At 65.4% G+C, this 24,698-nt stretch carries 23 protein-coding genes and 1 pseudogene; 8 read left to right on the top strand and 16 right to left on the bottom strand.

The window, feature by feature from the left end; all coding sequences use genetic code 11:
* Window positions 1-12: 12 nt before the first annotated feature.
* Together andR and V8683_RS13080 are read right to left on the bottom strand one after the other, a co-directional pair.
* On the bottom strand, window positions 13-993 hold the full coding sequence (gene andR / locus V8683_RS13085; protein ID WP_411190906.1) for an anthranilate 1,2-dioxygenase regulatory protein AndR: 981 nt from the start codon (window positions 991-993) through the stop codon (window positions 13-15).
* A 339-nt stretch (window positions 994-1,332) separates the two neighbouring features.
* Window positions 1,333-1,899, bottom strand: coding sequence for a winged helix DNA-binding protein (locus V8683_RS13080; RefSeq protein ID WP_411190907.1), 567 nt, complete (start codon window positions 1,897-1,899; stop codon window positions 1,333-1,335).
* Between the two features lie 104 nt (window positions 1,900-2,003).
* Between V8683_RS13080 and V8683_RS13075 the strand changes: the two genes are divergently transcribed.
* The 5 genes from V8683_RS13075 (at window position 2,004) to V8683_RS13055 (ending at window position 7,924) form a co-directional block, all read left to right on the top strand.
* Window positions 2,004-3,119 carry an LLM class flavin-dependent oxidoreductase gene (locus V8683_RS13075; protein WP_411190908.1) on the top strand — a complete coding sequence of 372 codons (1,116 nt, stop codon included), beginning with the start codon at window positions 2,004-2,006 and terminating at the stop codon, window positions 3,117-3,119.
* On the top strand, window positions 3,097-3,624 hold the full coding sequence (locus tag V8683_RS13070; protein WP_411190910.1) for a flavin reductase family protein: 528 nt from the start codon (window positions 3,097-3,099) through the stop codon (window positions 3,622-3,624). Before V8683_RS13075 ends, V8683_RS13070 begins: the two co-directional genes overlap by 23 nt.
* 158 nt (window positions 3,625-3,782) lie before the next feature.
* Complete coding sequence (locus tag V8683_RS13065) at window positions 3,783-5,951, top strand: thiamine pyrophosphate-dependent enzyme (protein WP_411190911.1); 2,169 nt, start codon at window positions 3,783-3,785, stop codon at window positions 5,949-5,951.
* A 17-nt stretch (window positions 5,952-5,968) separates the two neighbouring features.
* Window positions 5,969-7,465 carry an indolepyruvate oxidoreductase subunit beta family protein gene (locus tag V8683_RS13060; protein WP_411190912.1) on the top strand — a complete coding sequence of 499 codons (1,497 nt, stop codon included), beginning with the start codon at window positions 5,969-5,971 and terminating at the stop codon, window positions 7,463-7,465.
* Window positions 7,466-7,489: 24 nt separating this feature from the next.
* On the top strand, window positions 7,490-7,924 hold the full coding sequence (locus tag V8683_RS13055; protein WP_411190914.1) for an acyl-CoA thioesterase: 435 nt from the start codon (window positions 7,490-7,492) through the stop codon (window positions 7,922-7,924).
* 36 nt (window positions 7,925-7,960) lie between these two features.
* On the opposite strand, the gene V8683_RS13050 is transcribed toward V8683_RS13055, so the two are convergent.
* Entirely contained in the window at window positions 7,961-8,410 is a 450-nt protein-coding gene (locus V8683_RS13050; protein ID WP_411190915.1) for a MarR family winged helix-turn-helix transcriptional regulator, read from the bottom strand.
* A 152-nt stretch (window positions 8,411-8,562) separates the two neighbouring features.
* Here V8683_RS13050 and V8683_RS13045 point away from each other — a divergent pair, with 152 nt between their 5' ends.
* Window positions 8,563-9,342: a cyclase family protein gene (locus tag V8683_RS13045; RefSeq protein WP_411190917.1), complete on the top strand. Its 780-nt coding sequence runs from the start codon at window positions 8,563-8,565 to the stop codon at window positions 9,340-9,342.
* 36 nt (window positions 9,343-9,378) lie between these two features.
* Here V8683_RS13045 and V8683_RS13040 read toward each other — a convergent pair.
* The 6 genes and pseudogenes from V8683_RS13040 to V8683_RS13015 all read right to left on the bottom strand — a co-directional run.
* A pseudogene (locus V8683_RS13040) lies at window positions 9,379-9,474 on the bottom strand (LysR family transcriptional regulator); the annotation flags it as partial.
* Window positions 9,475-9,522: 48 nt separating this feature from the next.
* Window positions 9,523-10,623, bottom strand: coding sequence for an NAD(P)H-dependent flavin oxidoreductase (locus tag V8683_RS13035; RefSeq protein WP_411190919.1), 1,101 nt, complete (start codon window positions 10,621-10,623; stop codon window positions 9,523-9,525).
* 34 nt (window positions 10,624-10,657) lie between these two features.
* Complete coding sequence (locus V8683_RS13030) at window positions 10,658-11,941, bottom strand: MFS transporter (RefSeq protein ID WP_411190921.1); 1,284 nt, start codon at window positions 11,939-11,941, stop codon at window positions 10,658-10,660.
* Window positions 11,942-12,128: 187 nt separating this feature from the next.
* The gene (locus tag V8683_RS13025) at window positions 12,129-13,055 is read right to left on the bottom strand and encodes a LysR family transcriptional regulator (RefSeq protein ID WP_411190922.1); all 927 of its coding nucleotides are present in this window, start codon (window positions 13,053-13,055) and stop codon (window positions 12,129-12,131) included.
* Between the two features lie 144 nt (window positions 13,056-13,199).
* Window positions 13,200-14,618: a cytochrome-c peroxidase gene (locus V8683_RS13020; RefSeq protein WP_411190924.1), complete on the bottom strand. Its 1,419-nt coding sequence runs from the start codon at window positions 14,616-14,618 to the stop codon at window positions 13,200-13,202.
* A 133-nt stretch (window positions 14,619-14,751) separates the two neighbouring features.
* Window positions 14,752-16,434 carry a phospholipase C gene (locus V8683_RS13015; protein ID WP_411190925.1) on the bottom strand — a complete coding sequence of 561 codons (1,683 nt, stop codon included), beginning with the start codon at window positions 16,432-16,434 and terminating at the stop codon, window positions 14,752-14,754.
* Window positions 16,435-16,946: 512 nt separating this feature from the next.
* On the opposite strand from V8683_RS13015, the gene V8683_RS13010 reads away from it, so the two are divergent.
* The gene (locus V8683_RS13010) at window positions 16,947-17,210 is read left to right on the top strand and encodes a hypothetical protein (RefSeq protein WP_411190926.1); all 264 of its coding nucleotides are present in this window, start codon (window positions 16,947-16,949) and stop codon (window positions 17,208-17,210) included.
* Between the two features lie 180 nt (window positions 17,211-17,390).
* Here V8683_RS13010 and V8683_RS13005 read toward each other — a convergent pair whose 3' ends face one another.
* Genes V8683_RS13005 through V8683_RS12995 form a run of 3 tightly spaced genes read right to left on the bottom strand, consistent with a single transcriptional unit; the run spans window position 17,391 to window position 19,889 of the window.
* The gene (locus V8683_RS13005; RefSeq protein WP_411190927.1) at window positions 17,391-18,434 is read right to left on the bottom strand and encodes a sugar ABC transporter substrate-binding protein; all 1,044 of its coding nucleotides are present in this window, start codon (window positions 18,432-18,434) and stop codon (window positions 17,391-17,393) included.
* Between the two features lie 41 nt (window positions 18,435-18,475).
* A complete protein-coding gene (locus V8683_RS13000) occupies window positions 18,476-18,799 on the bottom strand; it encodes a non-heme iron oxygenase ferredoxin subunit (RefSeq protein WP_411190928.1) in 324 nt (107 codons plus the stop codon).
* 22 nt (window positions 18,800-18,821) lie between these two features.
* Window positions 18,822-19,889, bottom strand: coding sequence for a fatty acid desaturase (locus V8683_RS12995; protein ID WP_411190929.1), 1,068 nt, complete (start codon window positions 19,887-19,889; stop codon window positions 18,822-18,824).
* A gap of 250 nt (window positions 19,890-20,139) precedes the next feature.
* Between V8683_RS12995 and V8683_RS12990 the strand changes: the two genes are divergently transcribed.
* A complete protein-coding gene (locus V8683_RS12990; RefSeq protein WP_411190930.1) occupies window positions 20,140-21,177 on the top strand; it encodes a LacI family DNA-binding transcriptional regulator in 1,038 nt (345 codons plus the stop codon).
* A gap of 39 nt (window positions 21,178-21,216) precedes the next feature.
* Here the strand turns inward: V8683_RS12990 and V8683_RS12985 are convergent, their stop codons facing one another.
* The 4 genes from V8683_RS12985 to V8683_RS12970 all read right to left on the bottom strand — a co-directional run.
* Window positions 21,217-22,716, bottom strand: a complete 1,500-nt coding sequence (locus V8683_RS12985; protein WP_411190931.1) for an aldehyde dehydrogenase family protein — start codon at window positions 22,714-22,716, stop codon at window positions 21,217-21,219.
* A 41-nt stretch (window positions 22,717-22,757) separates the two neighbouring features.
* Entirely contained in the window at window positions 22,758-23,126 is a 369-nt protein-coding gene (locus V8683_RS12980) for a cupin domain-containing protein (protein ID WP_411190932.1), read from the bottom strand.
* 39 nt (window positions 23,127-23,165) lie between these two features.
* Window positions 23,166-24,467 (bottom strand): NAD(P)/FAD-dependent oxidoreductase, encoded by a 1,302-nt coding sequence (locus V8683_RS12975; protein WP_411190933.1) that lies wholly within the window; start codon window positions 24,465-24,467, stop codon window positions 23,166-23,168.
* Between the two features lie 46 nt (window positions 24,468-24,513).
* Window positions 24,514-24,698: hypothetical protein (locus tag V8683_RS12970; protein WP_462880644.1), on the bottom strand; the 185-nt coding region annotated here is incomplete at its 5' end.

Raw genomic sequence — 24,698 nt, 5'->3', positions numbered from 1 at the left:
CTCGGGGGAACCTCAGGCAGACCGCCGGCGAACCCGGCGCAGCGTATCCGAAGGCGATTCGCCGAACTTCTCGCGGTACGCGAGCGCGAAGCGGCCAAGGTTCGCAAAGCCGCAGCCAAGCGCGATATCGGCGACGCGTTCGGCCTCGCGCGCGGCCAGCAGGCGCTCGCGGGCGCGCTCCAGCCGCGACTCGCGCACGAACTGCATCGGGCTTGCGTGCGAAAACCGCTGGAAGCCGTCGAGCAGCGTGCGGACGGGCACGCCCGCCGCTGCGGCAATCTCGGCGAGCGTGATCGGCTCGCACGCATGTTCGGCGATGAAGGCCTGGGCGCGCTTGACCGTGCGCGGGACAGCCGCTGCCACCGGGCTCGACACGAGGCGATGAGGCTGCCCGGCCAGCAGCAGCGTGACGACGAGCCCCTCCAGTCCGGCGGCGACGCGCGCGTCGCGCTGCGCGAGCGCGATGGTCTCCGGCGAAGCGGCCAGCATGCGCAACTGCGCAAGCCACGGCGCGAGCTCGGGGCGCGTGAGGTCCAGCGCTGGCTCCATCTGCAACTGGTCATAGCCCGTGTGCGCCTGCACCGTGCGCTTGTCGATGCGCACGAAGAACTGCTCGCAGTCGCCGGAAAACGTGCCGCAAAAGCGGGTGGACGGCCCCACGAGCACGCCCTGGGTCGGGCCGACGATCATGCGCCGGCCGCCGACGCTTACGTCCGCATAGCCGCTCAGGCTCAGGATCGCGAGGTAGTAATCCTCGATCTCGCCGGCGTCGACGCCCATGGCGCCCGCGTAGCCGATCGTGCCGAACGCGAGGCCGTCGATGCGCACGTAGTTCATGTGCGCCGACTGGCCGGAGCGCGCGACGCCCGGCATCAGGCGGTGCGGCTGCAGCACCGTGGCGATGCGCTGGCGCGTGTCGTCCACGTCGTTGGACTCGAAGTACCGGTATCGACGCAGCGAGACCGGCTCGATCAGCAAAGAGGCAGGCGGCATGGCGGATCCTTCCTCATCGGGTTTGCGAAGAGGCCGGAGGGCGCGGGAGGCAATGACTCGCGCATCGTATTCCGGCGATGACGCCACTGTATACGTTCGAAATTCGCGTCAAAAGCGCGGAAAACCCCGTCTCACGCGCTTGCGGGAACGGGACAGGCAACCCGCCGCGTCTGCGCTAAATGGATAGATCGCGATTTTTGGCCGCGGAAAGCTGTCTAGCCTGCCCTAAATCTCGCCGCATCCGCGGCGCCTCGTGCTCATGGAACCCAGGGAAACTTCGGTTGCCGCCGGAAAATGACCACGCTAGCATTCAATCAAATAGAAATTCTATGTGAAATTCTATTCAACGCTGGTCGGTCGCCGCCGGTGGAACGTCGCGACCTCGCGCGTAGAGGATTCGTAGACGCGCTCCATCCGTTCGAGACATGCCGTGGCTTCTTTCGCCGCGGACCGGATGCCCGCCGTGGCCTCGGCCAGCTTGAGCAGCACCGTTTCGCGCAGGCGCGCATACGCTTCGCACACGCGCGCGCCTTCCGCGGTTGCGATGTAGTACACGCCGGTACGCGCCGAGCCGTATTTCTCGACGAAGCCGGTCTTGATCAGCTTGCGTAGTTCGTACTGCATATTAGCGACGTCCTGCCGGTTGGTCAGGTGCAGCAGGTCGCGAATGGTCTTGGGCCGCTCGTGCATGTGGATGACGTGCAGCAGTGCGTTCTCCTGACCGCTCAGCGTCGTGCCCGTCACGGCGGCCATGCACTCGGACTGCCAGCGCGAGAACGACTGGTCGAGCCGCATGACGGCGTATTCGAGGTCGGTGATCTCGACGCCGAATTCGTCCTTTGCGAGGTGCCAGCGGTGCTCTGCCGTAGCGCTCTTTTTCTGGGTTCTGCGTGATTGTTCGGTCATTGCGGAATCGGGCTGTCGAGGGTCACGCCGTTGATGGCGTAAAGGAAACAGGCTGCCGCAAGGCGGTCCGTCATGGAAGCAAATTTTACTGCGCGAGGACTGAGATGAGACGAATTCTGGACACCAGGGATTTCATTCTGGGGACGTTTGCGACGAACTGCTCGGGCGGCATGTCGGTGACGAAGATCGGCGAGCGCTGGGACAACTCGTGGGAGAACAACGAGAAGCTCGCGCTCATGCTCGACGAAGCGGGGATCGACTTCATGCTGCCCATCGCCCGCTGGATCGGCTACGGCGGCGAGACGGACTTCCACGGCTCGGTGCTGGAGACCATGACGTGGGCGGCAGGACTGCTGGCGAAAACGCGCCGTCTCACGGTGTTCGCGACGATCCACACGGCGGCGAACCACCCTGTCGTGGTGGCCAAGCAGATCGCGACGCTCGACCAGATCGGCGCCGGCCGTGCGGGCCTGAATATCGTCGCGGGCTGGAACCGCCCCGAATACGAGGCACTCGGGCTGCCGCTCGCCGCCGGTCACGACAAGCGCTATGCGTATGCCCAGGAATGGTTCGACGTCGTGCAGAAGATCTGGACGCACGAAGGCCCGTTCAACTGGGAAGGCGAGCATTTCCAGTTGAAGAACGTCTACGGCCTGCCGCGTCCATGGAATGGCGAACGCCCGCCTATTCTGAACGCGGCGGGCTCGGGCGAGGGACGCGACTTCGCCATCGGCAATGCGAACTTTCTGTTTACGCCCGCCATCGATCTCGAACGCTCGCGTGCCGAAGTCGCGGCGCTCAAACAGAAGGCGGTCGACGCGGGCAAGCCCGTGAACGTGCTGACGTTCTCGCACGTGGTCTGCCGGCCGACCGAAGAAGAAGCGCGCCAGTACCTCCAGTATTTCGCGCAAGACCACGCGGACTGGGGGGCGGTCGACAATCTGGTCGCGCTGCAGTTCGCGAACGCCCAGTCGTTCCCGCACGACCTGCTCGCGTTGATCCGCGACCGCATGGCGGCCGGGCACGGCGGCTTCCCTCTCGTCGGTACGCCGCAGCAGGTCGCGGCCGGCCTGATTTCGCTGGCCGAGGCCGGTTTCAAGGGCACGACGCTCTCGTTCGTCGACTATGTGAAGGAGTTCCCGTACTTCCGCGACACGGTGTTGCCTATCCTGGAGGCACACGGGCTGCGCAGCCCGCGTGAAGCACGCCGTGCAGCCTGATCGCAGTGCAACGCTCAGCAACCGCTTCGTGCAGGCAATGCGCGGTTTCGCCGGCGCGGTCTGTGTCGTGACCGTTGCCGACGGAAACGAGCGCAGCGGCTTCACGGCCACGTCCGTCTCGTCGTTCTCGGCCGAGCCGCCGATGGTGGTGGCGTCGATGAAAGCGACGAGCTCTTCGGCGCAACTGCTCGAACGCACCCGTCGCTTCGGCGTGAATCTGCTGCGTGCGGAACAACGTGCGATCGCCGAGCGCTTTACGGGCTTTCGCGGCGAACAGGGCGCAGCGCGCTACGGCGACGACGAGTGGATCCAGATGACGCACGGCGGCGCACCGCTGCTGTCGAGCAGCGCCGCGGCGCTGGACTGCGAGGTCGAGGAGCTGATCGCGCGTCATGGCCACCTTCTCGTCATCGGCCGCGTATGCGGCGTGGTGCGCGACGACGCCGTGCCGCATCCGCTCGTGTACTGGCGGGGTCAGTACACGGCGCTCGCGGCGGCAGAGTGACCGGTCGACCCACGCCAGCAAGCCGGTTTCCGGGACAACTTCAGGGACAACTTCAGGGATAACTATGATTTTGGAAATGTTTATATTTAAACTATACTGGCCTCACCCCTGACGAGGCGCCGTCGTGCGCCCCGCGTGTCTCACGAGAAAGGACGAACATGGCTGAGCGGTCGTTTGTCGAGGAAGTGAAGAAGCTGCGCCTCGGCGCTGGCGAGGTATTCAGCGGCGAGGGCATCCTCGCTGTCACGAAGGCGTTGCTCGAATCGGGCGTGGCCTATGTGGCCGGCTACCAGGGCGCGCCGATCTCGCATCTGATGGACGTGCTCGCCGACGCCCGCGACATCCTTGGCGACCACGGCATCCGCTTCGAGAACAGCGCGAGCGAAGCGACGGCGGCTGCCTCGCTGGCCGCGTCCGTCAACTATCCGCTGCGCGGCGCCGTGACGTTCAAGGCGACGGTCGGCACGAACGTCGCCTCGGACGCGCTGGCGAATCTCGCCTCGGGCGGCGTGACCGGCGGCGCGCTCATCATCGTCGGCGAGGACTACGGCGAAGGCTCCTCGATCATGCAGGAGCGCAGCCATGCGTTTGCGATGAAGTCGCAGATCTGGCTGCTCGATCCGCGTCCGAACCTGCCCGCCATCGTGCAGGCTGTGAAGGACGGCTTCGAGCTTTCCGAAGCGAGCCACACGCCCGTGATGTTGCAACTGCGCATTCGTGCCTGCCACGTGCACGGCCAGTTCGTGGCGTCGGACAACCGGCGCTCGACGTTCACGATCCAGGACGCGCTCGAAAATCCGAGCCGCGACGTCAACCGCATCGTGCTGCCGCCGGCCAGCTTTCTGCACGAGCGCGAAAAGATCGAGGAGCGCTGGCCGGCGGCCGTGCAATTCATCGAAGCGCGTGGGCTCAACGAATTCTTCTCTGCGGATGCGAGCGATATCGGCATCGCCGTGCAGGGCGGCAGCTACAACACCGTGCTGCGCGCGCTCGAACGGCTCGGGCTTGCCGACGTCTATGGCGAATCGCAGATTCCGCTCTACGTGATGAACGTGGCCTACCCGCTCGTCGATTCCGAATGGGAGCGCTTCTGCGCGGGCAAGCGCGCGGTGCTGGTGATCGAGGAAGGACAGCCGAACTTCGTCGAGCAGAACGCAAGCGCGATTCTGCGCCAGCGCGGCGTGGAGGCGGCGCTGCACGGCAAGGACGTGCTGCCGCTTGCCGGCGAGTACAACGCCGCAACGGTCATGAAGGGCCTGCGCGCGTTCTTCGAACGCTATGGCGTGCTCGAACCGCAACCCGCGCCACGCAAGATCATTCCGGTGAAGGCCGTTCCGGCCGATGCCGATACGGCGGCGCCTCCCGCTTCGCTCGACGAGACCGTCCACGCCCGTCCGCCCGGCTTCTGTACGGGCTGTCCCGAGCGGCCGATCTTCACGGCCATGAAGCTCGTCGAGCGCGAACTCGGGCCTCACCACGTGAGTGCCGACATCGGCTGCCATCTTTTCTCGATCCTGCCGCCGTTCAACCTCGGTGCGACGACGATGGGCTATGGGCTCGGCAGCGCGAGCGCGGCGGCGCTCAATGCCAGGGCGGAAAAACGCGCCATCTCGGTGATGGGCGACGGCGGCTTCTGGCACAACGGCCTCACGAGCGGCATCGCAAACGCCGTGTTCAACAAGAGCGACAACCTGACCATCGTCGTCGACAACAGCTATACGTCGGCCACGGGCGGCCAGGACATCCTCTCGTCCACGGCGCTCAATCCTGCGCGCAGCACGGGTCATGCGATCGAGCAGGCCGTGCGCGGCGTCGGCGTGGACTGGGTCAGGACAGTGCGGAGAACTTACGACCTGAAGACGATGATGGCCACGCTCAAGGAGGCGTTGACCACGGCGACGCAAGGCCCGAAAGTGCTGATCGCGCAAAGCGAGTGCATGCTGAATAAACAGCGGCGCGAAAAGCCCAGGCAGCGCAAGGCCATCGAATCAGGCGAGCGCGTGGTGCGCGAGCGCTTCGGCGTCGACCCCGATACCTGCACGGGCGATCACTCGTGTATCCGGCTATCCGGCTGCCCTTCCCTCTCGATCAAGCCGAACCCCGACCCGCTGCGCACCGACCCGGTCGCGAGCGTGCTCGACAGTTGTGTCGGCTGCGGGCTGTGCGGCGAGGTTTCGCATGCGGCGGTGTTGTGCCCGTCGTTCTATCGCGCGCAAATCGTGTCCAATCCGACACGAATGGACAAGCTTCGCCAGCGCATGCGCCACGCCGTGATCGGCTGGCTGCAACGCCGTGCCGCGCAGCGCCGCGCGCGCTACGCGTTCTGAACCGGAAGGAAACCGAAATGAAGGCTCAACCCATCAAGATCGCGATCCTCGCCATGGGCGGCGAAGGCGGCGGCGTGCTGGCCGACTGGATCGTCGATCTCGGCGAGCATAACGGCTATTACGCGCAGACCACGTCCGTACCGGGCGTGGCGCAACGTACGGGCGCCACGATCTACTACGTCGAGCTCTTTGCGCGCGAGGCGGGGGAAAGCCGCACGCCGATACTTGCATTGATGCCCACGCCGGGTGACGTCGATGTCGTCATGGCCTCGGAGCTGATGGAAGCGGGCCGCGCCGTGCAGCGCGGGCTCGTGACATCCGGGCGCACCACGCTCGTCGCTTCCACGCACCGTGTCTATTCGATTGCGGAAAAGGCCGCGATGGGCGACGGCCGTGTCGACAGCGAAGCGTTGATCGCCCATGCGGAACAGGCCGCGAAGCGGTTCGTGCGCTTCGACATGGCAGAAGCCGCGCAGGCTTCGGGCAGCGTGATCAGTGCGGTGCTGTTCGGCGCGCTGGCGGGCACGGGCGTCCTGCCGTTCAGCCGCCGCCAGTTCGAAGAGACCATCGAACGGGGTGGCGTGGGCGTGAAGCCGAGCCTGCGCGCCTTCGATCTGGGCCACGGCCGCGTGAACGGGGACGACGCGAACGCGGGGCACGACGCACCTGCGCCGGAACAAGCCGCACCAGCGCCGCGCGATCCCGCGGTCGCGCGCCTTCTCGAACGCGTGCGGCAGGAACTGCCCGCCGAAGTCCAGCCGATTGCGATCGAAGGCGTACGCCGCCTGATCGATTATCAGGACCCCGCCTATGCGGCGTTCTATCTGGACCGCCTGGCGGGTCTGCGGCGCGCGCTGCCTGAGGCGGGCGTCGCGTTGCTGCGCGAAACGGCGCGCCATCTCGCGCTGTGGATGTCGTACGAGGACACGATCCGCGTGGCCGACCTGAAGACGCGCGGCTCGCGCTTCGAGCGCGTGCGTAGCGAGGTGCATACGCAGGCGGATCAACTGCTGGCCATCAACGACTTCATGCATCCGCGCATCGAGGAGATCTGCGAGACGCTGCCCGCGGGTCTCGGCCGCTGGCTCGAAAAGCCGCACTGGATGCATCGCCTCGTGCGCCGCTTTACGCATTCGGGGCGCGTGGTGCAGACGAGTTCGCTGCGTGGCTATTTGCTGCTGTCCTTCGTCGCGAGCCTGCGAGGCATGCGTCGCCGCACGCTGCGCTACGAACTGGAAAACAGGCGTATCGAAGCGTGGCTCGCGCAGATCGTCGAATCCGCGCAGCACAATCCGGCGCTTGCCACCGAAGTCGCACAATGCCAGCGGCTCGTGAAGGGCTACAGCGATACGCACGCGCGCGGCCTGAAGAACTATCAGACCGTCATGACTGCCGTCACGAAGGCCGGCGCACGGCTCGCGCCCGCGACCTTGCGCGAGTTGCGCGACGCCGCCCTCGCCGACGAGCACGGCCACAAGCTGCGCGCGGCGCTTACCCGCCACGCGCTGGCCTGAGCGGCGGGCAAGGACAGCATGAGCATGGAAACCCCAACGTTTCGCCGCAAGCACAAGATCCATTTTTCCGAATGCGACCCGGCCGGGATTGTGTTCTATCCACAGTACTTCGTACTCTTCAACGACCTGATCGAATCGTGGATCGACGAGTTGATGCCGGAGGGTTATCACGGTGTGATCGGCGTGCGCAGTGTCGGCATGCCGACCGTACACCTGGACGTCGATTTCAAGGCCGTCAGCAGGATGGGGGATGAAATGTGGCTCTCGCTCGAAGTCGAGCGCATCGGCAACAAATCGCTTGTGCTTGCGTGGGAATGCCGGGGCGTGGATGGCGTGGTGCGCATGTCGGCAAGGCAGACCATCGTGACGACCTCGCTCGATACCCATCAGGCGATTCCAGTGCCGGACGATCTGCGCGAGGCGATCGAGCGTGCCGTCGTGGCCGCGCGCGCGGTGTGAACGTTCAGTGCAAGGCGGTTGCCGCTGCGTTGCCGCTCAGGCCGGCGGCCGATGCAGTTCGATGAGCAGCCGCAGCGTCGCCTTCAGTTCCTCGGCCTTCTTCTTGCCGAGCGGCGCCAGCACCTGTTCCTCGTGCGCCTTGGCCTGCTCCATCAGCGAGGCAACGAGCTGTTGGCCGCGCGGCGTGATGCGTACGAGCGTCACACGCCGATCGGTGTCGTGCGGGATGCGTTTGACGTAGCCCTGCCCCTCCATGCGGTCGAGCAGCCGCGTCACGGTCGGTTGCTTCGTCACCGAAATCTGCGCGAGGCGACCGATGCTGATCGCCTCGCCATCGGCCAGGGTGCAAAGCACGCGCCAGTCGGAGACTTCGAATCCGCTGGCCTGCACGATGACGTGGAATTCGCCGGAAATGAGCTGGCTGACCTGCGCGAGGAGCGCCGGGGTGTAATCGTCGACAAAGCTGGCTTGAAGAGACTGACTCATAGGTAAGCAGGGCGGCAAGCGAGACGGGTTAACCATGATTATGGATTATTTTAACCCTAAAGATAATTCAGCGATGCCCCGGAAGCGGGGCGCGTTTTGTGGCCACGTGGCGCGTTCGATCGCGTCGACATGACGGTGAAAAGGAGTGCAACATGACGAGCAGTCTGGAACAGCTAACCTTCGATCTGGCGAGCGGCCGTGTGCGCGTCGTCGACCTGACGCAAACGCTTTCGCCCGAATTTCCCGCGCTGCAACTGCCGCCGCAATTCGGCCAGGTCTGGGCGTTCAGGATGGAAACAATCAGCCAGTACGACGAACAGGGACCTGGCTGGTACTGGAATAACTTCTCGTGCGGCGAGCACACCGGTACGCACTTCGACGCACCCGTGCACTGGGTCACCGGCAAAGACCACGCGCAGAACTCGGTCGATACGATCGACGCGAAGAACTTCATCGCGCCCGCGATCGTGCTCGACGCGAGCGCCGAAGTCGCCGCGAATCCCGACTGGCTGCTGACCGTCGCGTTTCTCGAGGCATGGGAAGCGAAGCACGGCCGTATCCCGGCCGGCGCGTGGGTGCTCCTGCGTTCGGACTGGTCGAAGCGCACCGACCCCGCCGAATTCCTCAACCTGCACGAAGATGGCGCACACACGCCCGGCCCCACGCAGGAAGCCGTGGAATGGCTGATCCACGAGCGCAAGGTGCATGGTTTCGGCGTGGAGACCATCAATACCGATGCGGGACAGTCGTATGCATGGCCGACGCCGTATCCGTGCCACACGCTGATGCACGGTTCGAACCGTTATGGTTTGCAGTGCTTGAAGAATCTCGATCAACTGCCGCCGACGGGGACCGTTATCGTTTCGGCGCCGTTGAAGATTCAGGCGGGCTCGGGCAGCCCGCTGCGGGTGCTCGCGCTGGTTCAGCAGTAAGCACCCGGTGTATCCGGCGGGGAGGCGAACCGGCATTCGCACGAAGAGCCGCACGCCAAGACGCTCTTCGGGCCGCGCCACCGACCGGCTCACCGCGGCGGGCGTGACGCTCGCCGCGGTGGCCGCCAGCGTGTGTATCGAATGAATGGTGAGCGCGGAAGCGGTTGCCGTTGCGACGCGTCAGACGTGAACATCCCGCATCTGCTTCAAACACGCGCGCATCTCGTGCTCCAGTTGCGCAAAGAGTTCCGCCGCCGGCAGCGCACGCGCCAGCGCGGCTGCCTGTCCCGCCCATTGTGCGCCATAGCCGTACTCTCCCCTGGCCTTCGCGGCCGCATGGAGCGCCTTGCCGGCGTCGTAGGCGATGGGATAGGCGGGCGAGTTCGGCGCGCGCGGATCGTCGCCGAGTTCCGTGAAGCGGTTCACCATGCTGCGCGCGACGCGTCCCGAGATGGCCTTCGTGAACGTCGTGCGTTGCGCGGCCGCGCTGAGCAGCGTGCGGCGGTAGCCTTCGTCGATCGAGGTTTCGGTCGACGCGACGAACGCGGTCCCGAGTTGCGCGGCTTGCGCGCCCAGTGCGAGCGCCGCGACGATGCCCGCGCCGTCCATGATGCCGCCGGCCGCGATCACGGGCACGCGCAGAGCGCGAACCAGCAGGCGCGTGAGCGCGAAGGTGCCGAGGCGGTCGTCCGCGGCGTCCGGATCGAATACGCCGCGGTGGCCGCCCGCTTCGATGCCTTGCGCCACGACCGCATCCACGCCGGCAGCCTCGGCCTGGCGCGCTTCGTCCAGATTCGTCGCGGCGGCGAACAGTTTGATGCCGGCGCGCCGGAGTTCCGCGATCGTCTCCGCCGCCGGGAGCCCGAAGTGGAAACTGACGACAGCCGGCCGCTCTTCCACGAGCATGGCCTGCATGTCGCGGTCCACGAGGAAGCTCGTGTAGATTTCGCCGAGCGCAGCCGGCGGGGTTGCGCCGAACTGCGCGAACGCGGGCGCGAGCCACTCGCGCCATGCCTGCTCGACCGCCGCGTCGGCGTGCGCCGGCTCATGGCAGAACACATTGATGTTGAACGGCTTGTCCGTGAGCGCGCGCGTGGCGCGAATGGTCTTGCGCGCGCTTTCGGCGTTCATCGCGCCGACACCGAGCGAGCCGAGACCGCCCGCGTTGGAGACGGCGGCAGCCAGTTCGGGCGTGGTCACGCCCGCCATCGGCGCCTGGATGATCGGTTTCGCGATGCCCAGTATGTTCAGCAACGTGCCGTTGCCGGATACATGACTCATTTCCTCTCTCCGCAAAACAAAAGGCCCGATTCATTCAACGTCCGCGCGCCCAGTGCGCGAGTGCGGCGCAGGTGGCCAGCAGCGCCGCCGTTACGTAAAACACCGAGTGCAGCCCGAGGTGCACGCCTATCACGCCGCCCACCAGCGGCCCGAACACCTGGCCGCTGAATTGCGCGGACTGCAGATAGCCGAGCATCTGCCCGGTCGCGCGTTCGTCCACCGACTGCCGCGCGAGCTTGCCGATGGAAGGCAGCAGACCGGCGAGCGACATGCCCATCGCCACGCGCAGCGCGGCCAGTTGCCACCAGTGCGTGACCCAGGCCTGAGGCACCATGGCGAGCGCGGTCGCCAGCAGGCACCCGATGATGACATTCCAGCTACCGATGCGGTCGGCCAGCGCCCCGAGCCGCGACGCCGTCAGCATGCTCCCGAGCGCCGAGCACGCCATGACGAGCCCGGCGGTGCGCGCCAGATGCCCGGCGTTCACGCCAAGGCCGCCGATATAGACCGTGATGATCGGCTCGATCGACATATTGGCGAGCAGTACCATCATGGCGGTCACGAGGATCGCGGCCACGGCGGCGCGGCGCGTGGCGCGATGCGCGGCGTGCTGCGACCCGGCGCTCGCCCCGCCCGCGCGGGCCCGTCCGTCGCGGCCCGGATGAAAGTCCTCGCGCACCACGGCCATCGTCAGCAGCGCGGCCAGGGCGATCACGGCGCCGCCCGCAAAGAACGTTCCACGTATGCCGATCCACCCCGGCAACAAACCGCCGATGAGCGGCCCGACGAGATTGCCCGCGAGCGCTCCTGTCGAGAGGATGCCGAGCGCCCAGCCGGCGCGCTCGCGCGGCGCCTGGGTGCCGATCATGACGGTCGAGGCGGAGGCGTAGCCGCCCACGAGCCCGGCGACGAGCCGCAGGCCGACGAGTTCGTACACGTTGTGCGCGAGTCCGATTAGCGACATCACGATCGCCATGCCGATGGCCGCGCGCACGAGCATGGGCTTGCGGCCGAAGCGGTCCGCGAGGCGCCCCCAGACCGGCGCCGTGACGGCCGTGCCGAGAAAGGTCGCGCTGAACGCGACGCCCGACCACTGGATCACCGCCGACTGCGAGCTCACGCCAAGCTGCCTCACGTACAGCGGCAGGAACGGCAGCAGCATGCTGAGGCTGACCAATGTGGTAAACGAGCCGAATACGCAAACGGCCAGATTGCGGCGCCAGTAATTCGCGTTGCGCTCGACATAACTGGAGACGGCAGCGGAAACGGCAGTGGAAGCCGAAGCCGCGCCCGGCGTGGAGGAAGCAAGCTGATTCATCGCGCGCTCCCCGTGCCGTGCCGGTCTTGAGCGGGGGATGCGGGGGAATTCGGTGCTGTGGACTGCATCTCGCCTTTCCATGCAAAAAGCACCGCGAGGGCGCTCGTCGTCGATGAAAGCGAGTCTAGATTGATGCGCCAATAGAGAGAATCACCGACGTACGGAAGTCATTCTTCCGTAGCTCGATTCAATCGCGGTCCGTGATGCGTTGCAGCCGGGCGAAGTGCGCGCGCAGGCGCGGCGTCGCGAAATCGACGAACGCGCGCACCTTCGGCACCGAGAGCCGCCCCTGCGGGGTCAGCAGATGGATCGGCAGCGGCGCGTGCTCGGCGTCGCGCAACACGATCTTCAGCGCGCCGGACCTGACATGCTCGGCCACGTGGTAGGAAAAGACCCGCGTGAGGCCGTGACCGGCCAGCGCCGACGCTACCGCGCCACGAATCGTATTGACGGTCAGGCGCGGCGCGAACTGGACCACCTGCGGGATGGCGGCTTTGCCGGCGGTGGGAAAACTCCACGAGTCGAGCCCGAAGTGCGTCATGGAGATGATGGGGTGCCCGGCGAGATCGGCGGGATCCCGGATGGCGGGATGCGCCGCCAGATAGTCCGGCGAAGCCACCACCACGCGCCGCACCTCGCCGATGGGGACCGCCACGAGCGTCGAGTCGGCGAGATGCGCGAAACGCAGCGCCACGTCGACGCCCTCGTCGATCAGGCTGACCGGACGGTCGAGCAGTTGCAGACGCGCCGATACCTCGGGGTGACGGTCGATGAACTCGTCCAGCAGCGGGCGCAGCACGTCCTCGCCGGCGGCGACCGGCCCCGTCAGCGTGAGCAGTCCGCGCGGCGCCGAGCGTTCGTCGGCAACCAGCATGTCGGCTTCTTCGAGGTCCGCGAGAATGCGCCGGCAGGCCAGCGCGTAGCGCTCCCCTGCCTCGCTCAGCTTGAGCGTGCGCGTGGTGCGGTACAGCAAGGGCGTGCCGGTATGGGCTTCGAGGAACGCAATGGCGCGGCTCACCGCGGCGGGCGAACGGCCGAGCCGGCGTCCCGCGCCCGCGAGGCTGTTTTCGTCGAGGGCGGCGATGAAAACCTTCATCGCGTCGATTCGATCCATGGCGCGTGGTGGCAGTCGGGCAGAGCAAAAACGGGGCTGCTGCAGTCTACCGTATGGCGCGGGAGAGCCGCTGCGACGCGGGCAGCGGCGGGCGCGCAGGCGCCCGTGACGCGCGGGTGGCGCGGTGCGCGCCACCCTGCCGGCTTACTTCGTCGTTACCGGATCGTCGTTGAGCGTCTTGAGGAACGCGATGATGTCGCGGATATCGTCGCTCGTCATGGCCGGCGTGTCGCCGAACTTGCGGTCGAACGGCGCGTCGGTCACGTCCACGTTCTTCTGCAGCGCCAGCGGGATATCGTCGTACTGCTCGACCTTGCCGTCGGCGCCGCGCGGATAGAACTTGCCCGGGTCCGTGTTGCGCTCGTTGTAGAACGCCATCACGTGATCGAGGTCGTGATAGACGCCGTTATGGAAGAACACCGTTCGCGTGGCCGAATTGCGCAGCGTCGGCGTGAGGAACATTCCGCAGTACTGGGTCTGGTCCTTCAGATCCTGGCGGAACGGCCCGCACACGCCGAGATCGAAGAACTTCGGGTCCTGGTTCTGCGCAAGCTTGCGGTTGCGCGGCACGCCGAGCGCTTCGTACTGGTAGTCCGTGAACATCGGCGGCAGGCCGTCCTTGCCCGGTTTGGAGAGGTGGCAGCCCGCGCAGTTGGCCTTGTTCGGATCGTTGAAGAGGCGCAGCCCGCGCAGTTCGGCCTGGGTCAGGCGCGCGTGGCCTTCGAGCCAGCGATCGTACTTGCTGTTGTACGGGTGGAACGACGGGTCTTCCACCTGGTAGCGCGAAATCGCGAACATCGCCTCGGACACGGCCAGCCGCTTGTCGCTGAAGATGCGCGGACCGAAGAGCTCGGTGAAGCGCTTCGCGTACGGCAACTGCTCGAGCTTGGCGGCCACGGTGTCCACGTTCGGGTTCGCCATCTCCACGGGATTGAGCAGCGGGCCATACGCCTGCTGCTGCAGCGTGTCGACGCGGCCGTCCCAGAACAGGCCGCCCTGGGGCACCATCTCGACGGAGGTCGAAGGACCGCCTGCCGTCTTCTGCGACTTGACCACGTCGGCCGACGAGGCGGCGACCTGCGCGACCGTGGGGGCGTCGTCGTTTTCGCCGGCATCCGGGCCGATGCTGAAATTGGGCTGACGATACAGATACATGAGCGACGGCGGCGGGCGATAGCCCTCCTGCTTCATCGCGAGACCGCCCTCCTGCACGTCGAGGCCGTTCGGCGGCCCGTACGAGTGCTCGGGGCTGTGGCACGAAGCACACGACTGCTGGCCCGAGGCCGAGAGCGACTTGTCGTAGAAGAGCTGCTTGCCCAGCAGCGCCATGGCCGAAAGCGGCGCCACGGGCGGACGCTGCAGCACGACCGGATGCGCATTCGCGCCGGTGAGATTTTCGACGATCTGGCCGACGGAGTCGGGCACGTCGGCCGGACGGGCCAGCGCGAACGCGCCGAAGCCGAGCGCGGCGACGACGACGGCAATGGCCAGCCGCAAGGCGATGCGCGCGCCCGACGGCGCGGCTGAGGAAGCGGGAGAAGACGACGCGGAAAGCTCAGTCATGGTGCAATCTTCGGGTGCCAGGTGATAGATGCAAAAAGCCGTGCGGCTGGCGCACGGCATGGGTTCCGGCACTGAGCCGGTCCGTACCCGCCGTCCGCGGCGCGGCGTCGACGCGCGCGGACGGCGGTGCCGGTCAGGTGGACGACGGCGGCGTGGCGACCTGGGTGCCCTGATTCGGGTCGATGTACAACACCGGGTTGAGGCCGGTGCTGTTGAAATTGAACAGCGCGCGCATGTCGCCTGCCGTGGCGTCGAACGAACCGCCGCCAAGACGCGCGCTGCCCAGCCAGTTGTCTTCGATGAAGCGCGTTACCGAAGCCTGGTTGATGAGCGTGTGATCCACGTAATTAGGCTTTGCCCACGGCGAGATCACGAGGAACGGGATGCGCGTGCCCGGGCCGCAGCGGCCGTTGACCGGCGAACCGGAGACGCCCGTCGGCGGCGTGCCGGTACCGCACACGCCGTTGCCGTTGAGCTGGTCGACTGCGTTCATCGACGACGTGACGGGCGTCACGAACTGGTGGTCGTACCAGCCGTCCGAATCGTCATAGGTCACGACGACCGCCGTGTTTTTCCAGTCGGGCTGCTGCATCAGGAAGTTCACGACCTTCGTCACGAAGAGCTGCTCGTCGAGCGGGTCCGAGTAGCCCGCGTGCGCGTCCTGGGCTGCCGGCGCCTTCAGGAAGCTGACCGACGGGTAGTTGCCCGCCTGCACGGCCGCGAAGAAGTCGTCCGTGTCGTACTGGTGGTTCGCCGGCTCCGGCGTCTTGCCGTCGCTCTCGAGGCTGGAGCCGATCGCGGCCATCGAACTCGGGCGCGTATGCTGCGGATTCGAGGTCGACTGGAAGTACTGGAACCAGTTGTGGTGCGGCACGTAGTCGGCCGTCGCGGCGTTGACCGCCGTGGCGATCGTGCTGCGCTTGCAGCCCGTCGTGCCATTGCTGTTCACGGTCTGCAGGTTGAACCCGCCCATGAAGCCGCCCCACGTGACGCTCTTCGCGTTGAGCAGGTCGCCGACGTTCTTGGCGTTGATCATGATCTGGTCGGTCGTGCTCGAGCACATGTCGTAGCCCGGATCCGCGTCGCCAATCTCGGTCAGGCCGCCTGCGCCGTCCTCGATGTAGTACGAGGACTTCGCGAGCGTCGAAGGCTGCGCCGTCGTCTTGACGATCTGCATGCCGTTGGTCTGGCCCGAGACCACTTCGAGGGCGCCCGGCGTCGACGGACCGTAGGCGGCCGTCCATGCGTTGTCGCTCATCGCGAAGTGCTGCGCGTAGTTCCAGAGCGCCGTGACGGTGTTGCCGTCGAAGTAGCCCATCACCTGGCCCGTCGTGCCGAACGCGCCCGCGCCGCCTGCCGTGCCGCTACCCGTGTACTTCGGGAACAGGTCCATGGCGCCGTTGTTATAGGCCTGCTGCTCGGGCGTATAGGCGTGGTTCTGGTCCGACGTGGCCGCCTGCGTGCGGTCGAGGCGGAACGGATTGGCCTGGCCCGGCGCGTTGGCGGCGTTCGTGAAGTTCGGGTTCGACGTGAGCAGCGAGCCCGAAAGACCGTTGGGGGTCGGCGTGCCCGCTGCGGACGTGAATGCCGGCTCGCCTGACGGATTCGTGGCGGTCGGGTACGTGGCGAAGTAGTGATCGAACGAGACGTTCTCGTTGTAGATCACGACGAGATGCTTGATCGGGGTAGCGGTCGCCAAGGCGTCCTGCGCCGACACGGCCGTTGAGGGGCTGCTGGAGTTCGAGCTGCTGCCGCAAGCGAAGAGCGTGGCCAGAAGGCCAACGCACGGCACAGCCAGTAAAGCACGGTGTTTCATATTAACGGGCTCCATCGATTGTTCGAATTGCTTTCTTAGAGTCCTGTACTACGCGACGAAAACGCGTAAGTCCCATCCATCGCGCCAGCCAGTATTTGTGAGTGCGCCAGACATCAGAGCGAGCGCATTACACCACTGCAACGTGACTACACGGCGACCGTTTAATTTCCTTTTCCTTTCTTTTTATTTCCATTCTGTAATAAATGGGGCCTTCCCCTGTTGCACTCCGGCGCGCGCGAGCTATAACGGAAGGACGATGCGGATGTTCTCTGCGCGCCCCGCTTTCCCCTCTCCTTGCGACGCGCCGCATCGTGGCGCCCCCTTTGCGCGGGCGCGCAGGCCCTTGAAGCTGTTGGCTAACACGTTCGGCAGCCGCGCCGGCCGGCCGGCATCCCGACTTTTCTTTCGAATGCGCGAGGCACCGTGGCGTGTGTCCCGCGTGCGCCGTCCGGCATCGCCGCAAGCGCGCGACGCGCCCCTTTGAGCGGGTGCGTGAAAGAAGGAGTGTTGAAATGAAGACCCGATTGGCGTTGATGGCCGCCTGCGTCGCGGCCGCGACCGGCGGCATGCCCGGCACCGTGCATGCCAGGCCCCCCACCCCCGCGCAGCAGCAGGCGCATCAAAGCATGCTCAACGACGCGGACGCTTCGGCCCAGTCCGGCACCGACATGTCGTATGGCGGCGTGCCCGATACGAGCGGTCAGTCCGGCGCCCGCCTTCGCACGGGCAAGATGTGCTGGCCCCGTTCGCAGTGCGAAGCACCTTCCGGCCAGTGAGCGTCGACTTCCGTAGCCGGCAGTCGCGCAGGCATGGACTGGCGGCCGCCGCCTTCGCATAACGCGAAAAACCGCAAAAATACGATATGGGCCGCCGGCCCATATCGCCCACCAAAGCCGCGGTGGCAAACACCGGCGGGTGGAGTCGCCGGCGCGTACTTCATGCTCTGCCGCTTGCGCTCAGCGGTATTGCCCGGCAAGCGCCGACACCTGCTGGATGTTCTGCGGCGTGATGAAACCCGGACCCGAAGCGATATTGCGCGCCTCATAAACGGGCTTGAGGCCATAGTCCTTGAGCCGTTGCTGGAACTTCGGATCCTTTTCTAGCTCCGCGCGCGCCGCTTCCACATTGGTGTTCTTGTTCCGATGCATGATCGCGAGTATCGCTATCGGAATGTAGCCCTGCAGATAGGGCTGCTGATCGGTACAGAACTTGATCGTGCCATCCTTGATGGCTGCGGCCACGTCGGGGTCGATATCGAAGGTGGCAAACCAGATCTTGCCGGCGAGCCCGAGGCTCTTCACCGCGCGAATGGTGGGGTCGGCCGAGGTGGGGCCGAGCGTGAGCACGGCCTGCGTGTCCGGATGATTGCGCAGATACGCGCTCACCTTCGACTCGATGCCCGTGGGGTCGGTACCGGAATCGAGCACGGAGGTCTTCATGTCGGCGCCGATGGCGTCGGCGAAACCGCGGCAGCGCTCGAACGAGAGCGGATTCGTCGCGTAGTGGTTCACGCACAGGAAGGTCTTCACGCCGTCGGCCTTCGCGCGCAGGCCCGCCGCCTTGCCCGCGAGATATTCGGGCTGTCCCACGTGCATCAGCGCGCCCAGCTCTTCGCTTTGTTGCTCCGTGCCCGTATTGGCGGTGATGAACGGGATGTTCTTCGCCTTCAGGCGCCCGAGCGAACCCTTGAGAAGATCGTAGTCGGCGATGGTCGTGACCACGCCGTCATAGTTTCTCGCAGCCGCCTGGTTCACGAGCTGCACCATGTCCGCAATGTCGCCATTAGGCGGATTGCGATAGTCGGTCTGCACGTTGAAGTCCTCGTCGGCCTGCTTGATGCCGTTCTTCACCGTATTCCACCACGCGTCCGAATCGGGCGCGTGCGAGATGAAATCGAAGTGCGCGACGGGCTCTGCGCGCGCGCCCGGGCTCAGGCCCAACGCGAGGACGGCCGCCGCGAACGGCACCACGCGCAACATTCTGCTGAACGTGAAACTCATGATTGTCTCCTTGGGTATGTCGTTATCGTCTTCGGGTGGAATTAATCGGTTGCCAGGCCGATGAAGATCCTGCCGTCCTCCACCTTCACCGGATGCGTCGCGAGATTGACGCAGACGGGCGCACCCTTCGCGGCGCCGGTAGGGATATGAAAACGTCCCATATGCATGGGACACTCGATGATTTCGCCGAAAACAAGGCCTTCGGCGAGGCGCGCCGTTTCGTGCGTGCACACGCCGGCCGTCGCGTAGAAGCCCGTGGGCGTGTGATAGACCGCATAGAGTTCGCCGTCGCGGTCGAACTCGATCACGTCTTCTTCTTCGAGGTCGTCGCTCGCGCAGACCTCGTGCCATTGCAGGATGTTCATGGTGGGTGTCTCCTTCGGGGTATCAGCGCACTTCGGCCGCAAATCCGGCAGCCTCGGACGGGCTTTGTGCAACGGGCGCCGTCTTGCCCGGCACCTGCGGCGTGACCATGTAGTCGGGGTCGCGGCGTTGCATGCGGAACACGTGCAGGATTTCGCTCCAGGCGCTGGCGAGCCCGTCATAAGCCGGCGGCAGGTCGTTCTCGATTGCGCGGCGCAGCTTCGGCAACGCGTGGAACGGCACGTTGGGGAACATGTGGTGCTCCACGTGATAGTTCATGTTCCAGTACAGGAACTGCAGCACCGGATTGAGACGGATCGTGCGCGTGGAAACGCGGTGATCGAGTTCGTTCTCGCGCAGCCCCGTGTGCTGCGTGATGGCCAGCAGTTCGTGCAGCCATGCACCGTACGAGCGCGGCAGCAGAAGAAACACGACCGGCAGCCAGCTTTGCGCGGCGATGGCCGAAGCCCCCACGCCCACGTAAAGCACCAGCATCACGCGTGAATTACGGCACATTGCGCGGTATTCGACTGGCGGCACGACGGCCTTGGCGCTCTTCGAAACGATGCCGAGGCTGTGCAGCACGATGTTGCCCACATGATGGATGCCGTGAGAGAGGCGCAGAAAGTCGGTAGCGAGCTTCAGATAGTTCGGCGGACGCTTGACCGCGATTTCCGCGTCGGCCGGCACGGTGGCCGTGAGGTGGGTATAGGTGTGATGCTGCGCGTGCGACCAGCGGCTGTAGATCTGCTCGCGCCACGTCATGAAGCAGATGATCCAGTGCACCGACTCGTTGAGCCACTCGCTGCGAAACGGCGTGCGATGGCGCAACTCGTGCTCCATCGCTTCGGCGAACGCGAAGATCGTGCCGTAGAGCAGGAGCGCCGGGAGGCACCAGAGCGTGCCGAGCGCGAACCAGCCGAGCCCCCCCGTGATGGCGACGAGCGCCATAAACCCGCCGAAGTACGCGAGCGCAACGTGGTCGTTGCGGCGCGTGAGCTCCTTGAGCGTCTTGCGCTCGAGCCGGCATTTGTACCAGTCGTCCATCGTGATCGGTTGCGAGCGACCCGGCTGGGCGGAAGTGACAGACATGGGAGCGTCTCCGGTGCAAGGGCTTGAGTGCATGTTCGGGAGGGCCGGCCTGCGGCGTTCGGCCTCGCCTTTGAGGCATATTAAAGTCTCTAAATGAGCAATCGTCAAAAGACTAAATGCCTCATTTAGAGCTATAAAGGGTAAATACCTGGCTCTAAGCCCAGTGAAATCACGAAACGCATGCCGAAATCGGCGCATTAGTCTCAAATTGAGGCAAAATGGCGGGAAACGCGCTCGATCAGGAATCGCAATGAAAGGCCGCCCCACCCTCAAGCAGCTCATGGAAGTCACCCAGCTCAGCCGGGCGACCATCGACCGCGTGCTCAACGAGCGTCCCGGCGTGCATCCGCGCACGCGCAGCGCCGTGGAGGCCGCTCTGCGGGGGCTGGAAACGGGCACGGCGTTGGCCGCGCCAGGCAAGGCGCCCCTGGCCGGTGCGCAAACGCCCTATCGCGCGCGCTTCGTGCTCCAGGCAGGCGATGCCTTCACGGCGGAACTCATGCGCACCGCCGATGACCTCGCCCCCGTACTCGCGCAAAGCGGCGTGATGCTCGATATCGTCGACTGCGTGGGCGCGTCCGACGAAACCGTCGCGCAACGCGTGCGCGAGGCGGCAAGCGAGGCCGACGGCATCGGCGTCATCTGCACGAACACGCCGACGATCACGGCGGCGCTGCGCGAGTGCATGGCGGCGGGTAAAGGAGTGGTGACGATGATCACGGATGTGGATGCCGATGCGCGCCACATCTACGTGGGTGTCAACAATCGCGCGGCGGGACAGGCGGCGGCCTTTCTGATCGGCCGGCATCTGGAAACACGGCCCTCGCCTTCGGTGGCCGTGGTGGTGGCAACGTTCTCGTATACCTGTCACGAAGACCGCGAGATCGGCTTTCGTTCGCTGTTGCGCCAGCGCTTTCCGGGCGTTAACGTGGTCGAGGTCATCAAGGGCGCGGATTCGGGCGCGGCGACCTATGAAGCCACGCGCCGCTGCATGGAAATGCATGGCGCGCTGGACGGCATCTACAACGTCGCGGGGGGCAACGAAGGGCTCGCTCAGGCGTTGCGGGAGCGCTCGCTCGCGGGCAAGACGCTCTACGTGACGCACGAGGTCAATCGCGTGACCGAGCCCCTGCTGCGCGCGGACGTGATCGACTATCTGCTCTCGCAGGACTTGCGCCTTCTGATCGGCACCGCGGTGGAGCATCTACGCGGCGCGGCGCAGGGCAGCGCCGCGGCGAGCCAGGCGCTGCTTCCCATTGAAACCTGGTCGCGTTATTCGCTGTCCTGATCAGCCGCGTGCGGTTCCGCACGCAAGCTGGTGCACGGCTCAGTGCGCAATGCAGACGGATTTCGTCTCGGTGAAGCTTTCCACCGCGCCCTTGCCGAATTCGCGTCCGATGCCCGACTGCTTCATGCCGCCGAACGGCATGCTCGGGTCGAGCGGCACATGGGAGTTCACCCACACCGTACCCGCATCGATCTCGCGCACCAGTTTCATGGCGGCCCGCAGATCGTTCGTCCACAGGCTTGCCGCGAGACCGTACTGGGAGTCGTTGGCGAGCCGCAGCGCTTCCTCGGGCTCGTCGAACGGCACGAGCGCGAGTACGGGTCCGAACACCTCGTCGCGAATGATTGCCGCATCCGGCGGGACATCGGCGATCACGGCCGGCCGCACGTAGTAGCCCGGACCCTCCACGGTCGCGCCGCCGGCCATGAACTTGAGCCCGGCCTCTTTGGCGACGGCGATATGACGCTCGACACGTTCGCGATGCCCCGCCGAAACGAGCGGATTGATCTGCGCCTCGGGATCGATCCCCGGGCCGATCTTCATCGACCGGGCCACGTCGGCGAGCGCTTCGGCAATCGTGCGGTACTGGCTGCGGTGCACGTAAATGCGCGAGGCCGCCGCGCAAACCTGCCCCTGGTTCAGAAAGCCGCCGGCCAGCATACCCTGCACAGCCGTATCGACGTCGACGTCGGCCAGCATGATGGCCGGATTCTTGCCGCCCAGTTCGAGCGAGAAGCGCGTGAGGTTCTGCAGCGCGGCCGCGCCAACGAGCTTGCCGGTGGGCGTCGAGCCCGTGAACGAGATCTTCGCGACGCCGGGATGCGACGCCAGCGCCGCGCCGCTCTCGCGCCCGCCCGTGACCACGTTGAACACGCCGGCGGGAATGCCGGCCTCGATGGCCAGCTCGGCGAGGCGCAAGGCCGTAAGCGGGGTTTCGGGCGACGGCTTGATGACGACCGTGCAACCCGCGGCGAGCGCCGGCACGAGCTTCCATACCGCGATCATCAGCGGAAAATTCCACGGCACGATGCCCGCCACCACGCCCACCGGCTCCTTGCGCGTGAATGCCGTGTATTGCGCGCCCGGCGGAAACGGAATCGACACGTCCAGCGTCTCGCCGTGAATCTTGGTGGCCCAGCCCGCCATGTAGCGCACGTATTCGACCGTCGCCCCGACTTCGATCGCTCTCGCGATGTTGATCGATTTGCCCTGATTCAGGGTCTCGAGCTGCGCGAGTTCCTCGCCGTGCGCCTCGATCACGTCGGCGAGGCGCAGAAGAATGCGTTCCCGGTCGGCCGGGCGCAGACCGCTCCAGCGGCGTTCGACAAAGGCCTCGTGGGCGCTGGCGACCGCGCGGTCGACGTCTGCGCCGTCCGCGTCGGGCACGCGCGCGATCGCCTCGCCGGTCGCCGGATTGAATACGTCGATCCAGCGGCCCGACTGTGCCGGCTGCGAACTGCCGTTGATGAAAAGACCGAAGTCCCGGTCAAGGAATCGCTCGATGGCCGCACGGGCCGCTTCCGTGGCGTTGCTCGTCATGTCAGTGCTCGCATCATGTGGGTCTGGGCCCGGGTTTCGGTTCAGGCGACGGCCAGGTAGTGCTTCACGAAGCCGTCCGAGATCACTTCCCAGACGGTCGACGTGCCCTTCGTCACAAACCACGAATCGCCGGCCTTGAAGGTGCGGGTTTCACCCGTCGATTCGTCGGTAATGCGCAGTTCGCCCTCGACCACGGTCGCCTGTTCGGAGAACGGGTACACGAGCCGGAACTTGCCCCGCGTCGTCCCGAAGTAGCCCGCCGAAACGGGGTCGGTCGGCGCGCCGTAGGTCATCTTGCCGAACACGGCCACCTCGTCGCCTTCGAGGATCTGCGCCCCGAGGTCGCTCAGCTTGCCCCACGGTTCGAGTTCCGCCATCTTGATGCCGCGCTGGATCGTGGTAAGACTCATGTTTTAGTATTCCTCTTCAATGAAAAGATCTGGCCGCGCTCAGCGCCGGCCGTGCCAGTAGCCCGAAGTCTGGTGCATGACCTTGCCGAGCGTGACCAGCAACGCGCGATATTGGTCCTTGCCGCGGATCGTCGCTCGCGGAATCGCGCTCACGAGGCGGTAACGTTCCGAGCCGCCCAGAATGCCCTCGGAGAGAATCTTGCAGATGATCTGGCTGGGTGTGACGCCGAAGCCCGAATAGCCCTGCACGAAAAACGCATTCGGCCGGTCCGGCAGCGTGCCGATCTGCGGAAACAGGTTCAGCGTCGTGGCCATCGGACCGCCCCACGCCAGATCGATCTGGACGTCCTTGAGGTAGGGGAACACCTCCAGCATCAGGCGCCGGTTCCATTCCTTCAGGTCGCACGGAATATGCTCGACGAGCGACGTGGACGAGCCGAACAGCAACCGGTTCTCGTTCGTCACGCGGTAGTAGTTGATAACGGGCCGGATGTCGCTATACGCGCCGCGAATCGGACTGATGCGCTCGATGAGCTCGTCGCTCAACGGCTCGGTCATGGAGTTGAACGCATAGACGTTGATCGTGCTTCTGTGCAGTTCCGGTTCGAGGCCGTTGATGAAGCCGTCGCAGGCCCAGACGATCTTCTTTGCCTTGACGCTGCCCTTCGCGGTGCGCACCTGCACCGTATTACCGTAATGGATCTGAAGCGCCGGGCTGTATTCGAAGATGCGCACGCCGTAGATTTCCGAAACCGCTTTGGCCTCGCCAAGCAGCAGATTCAGCGAATGCACGTGACCGCCGCCCATATGCAGCAGGCCGGCGTGATAGACGTCCGAACCGATGATCTGCTTGACGTCGGAGCCTTCGACGTAGCGGATTTCATGCGGACTGCCGAGCGACTTGAATTCCTTTTCCCAGTTCCGCAGCGTCTTTGCCTGGCGCGCGTTATAGGCGAGGTAGCCGTAGCCGCTGCAGAAATCCGCGTCGATGTTGTATCGCTCGATGCGCTCGCGCATGATCTGCGGACCGAGATCGCTCAGCGCGAAGATCGTGCGCAGCCCTTCTTCGCCCACGTCGTGCTTGATCGCGTCGAGGTCGTGGCCGATCCCCGCCATCACCTGCCCGCCATTGCGCCCGGTACCGCCAAAGCCCAGATAGCGCGCCTCCAGCACCACCGTGTTGGTCACGCCGTTTTCGGCCAGTTCGAGCGCCGTGTGGATGCCGGAAAATCCGCCGCCGATAATCACCACGTCGGCTTCGAGATCCGCTTCCAGCGACGGGAAGCTCAGGTCGTACTTTTTGGTAGCCGTGTAGTAAGTCGCTGTTTCGTCGATGTGCATCGTGTTTTCTGCAAGCGCGTTTCGGCGCTGAAGTCCGTGTTCCTGCTCACTCTAAGTGCCCCGAGGCGTGATCGTCAGCACAGATCGGCAATGTATCGCCGACCTCGGGAAAATACGGAGTTGCCTGTAGGCAGGCGGTTGATTTGCGGTTCTTGTTGCTTTGGCCTTTCCTTGTGTTCGTGGTGGTGTGCCAGGGTTGCCCCTGTGCGGGGCGGCACCTACTTTCTTTGC

The sequence above is a fragment of the Paraburkholderia sp. AV2 genome, from assembly GCF_054968425.1.
This window is presented reverse-complemented; position numbering and strand designations above follow the sequence as displayed.

What these genes read in the sequence shown, in the direction of transcription:
- andR (WP_411190906.1), bottom strand. Translation starts at nt 993, where the DNA reads ATGCCGCCTGCCTCTTTGCTGATCGAGCCGGTCTCGCTGCGTCGATAC.
- V8683_RS13080 (WP_411190907.1), bottom strand. Translation starts at nt 1,899, where the DNA reads ATGACCGAACAATCACGCAGAACCCAGAAAAAGAGCGCTACGGCAGAG.
- V8683_RS13075 (WP_411190908.1), top strand. Translation starts at nt 2,004, where the DNA reads ATGAGACGAATTCTGGACACCAGGGATTTCATTCTGGGGACGTTTGCG.
- V8683_RS13065 (WP_411190911.1), top strand. Translation starts at nt 3,783, where the DNA reads ATGGCTGAGCGGTCGTTTGTCGAGGAAGTGAAGAAGCTGCGCCTCGGC.
- V8683_RS13060 (WP_411190912.1), top strand. Translation starts at nt 5,969, where the DNA reads ATGAAGGCTCAACCCATCAAGATCGCGATCCTCGCCATGGGCGGCGAA.
- V8683_RS13055 (WP_411190914.1), top strand. Translation starts at nt 7,490, where the DNA reads ATGGAAACCCCAACGTTTCGCCGCAAGCACAAGATCCATTTTTCCGAA.
- V8683_RS13050 (WP_411190915.1), bottom strand. Translation starts at nt 8,410, where the DNA reads ATGAGTCAGTCTCTTCAAGCCAGCTTTGTCGACGATTACACCCCGGCG.
- V8683_RS13045 (WP_411190917.1), top strand. Translation starts at nt 8,563, where the DNA reads ATGACGAGCAGTCTGGAACAGCTAACCTTCGATCTGGCGAGCGGCCGT.
- V8683_RS13035 (WP_411190919.1), bottom strand. Translation starts at nt 10,623, where the DNA reads ATGAGTCATGTATCCGGCAACGGCACGTTGCTGAACATACTGGGCATC.
- V8683_RS13030 (WP_411190921.1), bottom strand. Translation starts at nt 11,941, where the DNA reads ATGAATCAGCTTGCTTCCTCCACGCCGGGCGCGGCTTCGGCTTCCACT.
- V8683_RS13025 (WP_411190922.1), bottom strand. Translation starts at nt 13,055, where the DNA reads ATGGATCGAATCGACGCGATGAAGGTTTTCATCGCCGCCCTCGACGAA.
- V8683_RS13020 (WP_411190924.1), bottom strand. Translation starts at nt 14,618, where the DNA reads ATGACTGAGCTTTCCGCGTCGTCTTCTCCCGCTTCCTCAGCCGCGCCG.
- V8683_RS13015 (WP_411190925.1), bottom strand. Translation starts at nt 16,434, where the DNA reads ATGAAACACCGTGCTTTACTGGCTGTGCCGTGCGTTGGCCTTCTGGCC.
- V8683_RS13010 (WP_411190926.1), top strand. Translation starts at nt 16,947, where the DNA reads ATGAAGACCCGATTGGCGTTGATGGCCGCCTGCGTCGCGGCCGCGACC.
- V8683_RS13005 (WP_411190927.1), bottom strand. Translation starts at nt 18,434, where the DNA reads ATGAGTTTCACGTTCAGCAGAATGTTGCGCGTGGTGCCGTTCGCGGCG.
- V8683_RS13000 (WP_411190928.1), bottom strand. Translation starts at nt 18,799, where the DNA reads ATGAACATCCTGCAATGGCACGAGGTCTGCGCGAGCGACGACCTCGAA.
- V8683_RS12995 (WP_411190929.1), bottom strand. Translation starts at nt 19,889, where the DNA reads ATGTCTGTCACTTCCGCCCAGCCGGGTCGCTCGCAACCGATCACGATG.
- V8683_RS12990 (WP_411190930.1), top strand. Translation starts at nt 20,140, where the DNA reads ATGAAAGGCCGCCCCACCCTCAAGCAGCTCATGGAAGTCACCCAGCTC.
- V8683_RS12985 (WP_411190931.1), bottom strand. Translation starts at nt 22,716, where the DNA reads ATGACGAGCAACGCCACGGAAGCGGCCCGTGCGGCCATCGAGCGATTC.
- V8683_RS12980 (WP_411190932.1), bottom strand. Translation starts at nt 23,126, where the DNA reads ATGAGTCTTACCACGATCCAGCGCGGCATCAAGATGGCGGAACTCGAA.
- V8683_RS12975 (WP_411190933.1), bottom strand. Translation starts at nt 24,467, where the DNA reads ATGCACATCGACGAAACAGCGACTTACTACACGGCTACCAAAAAGTAC.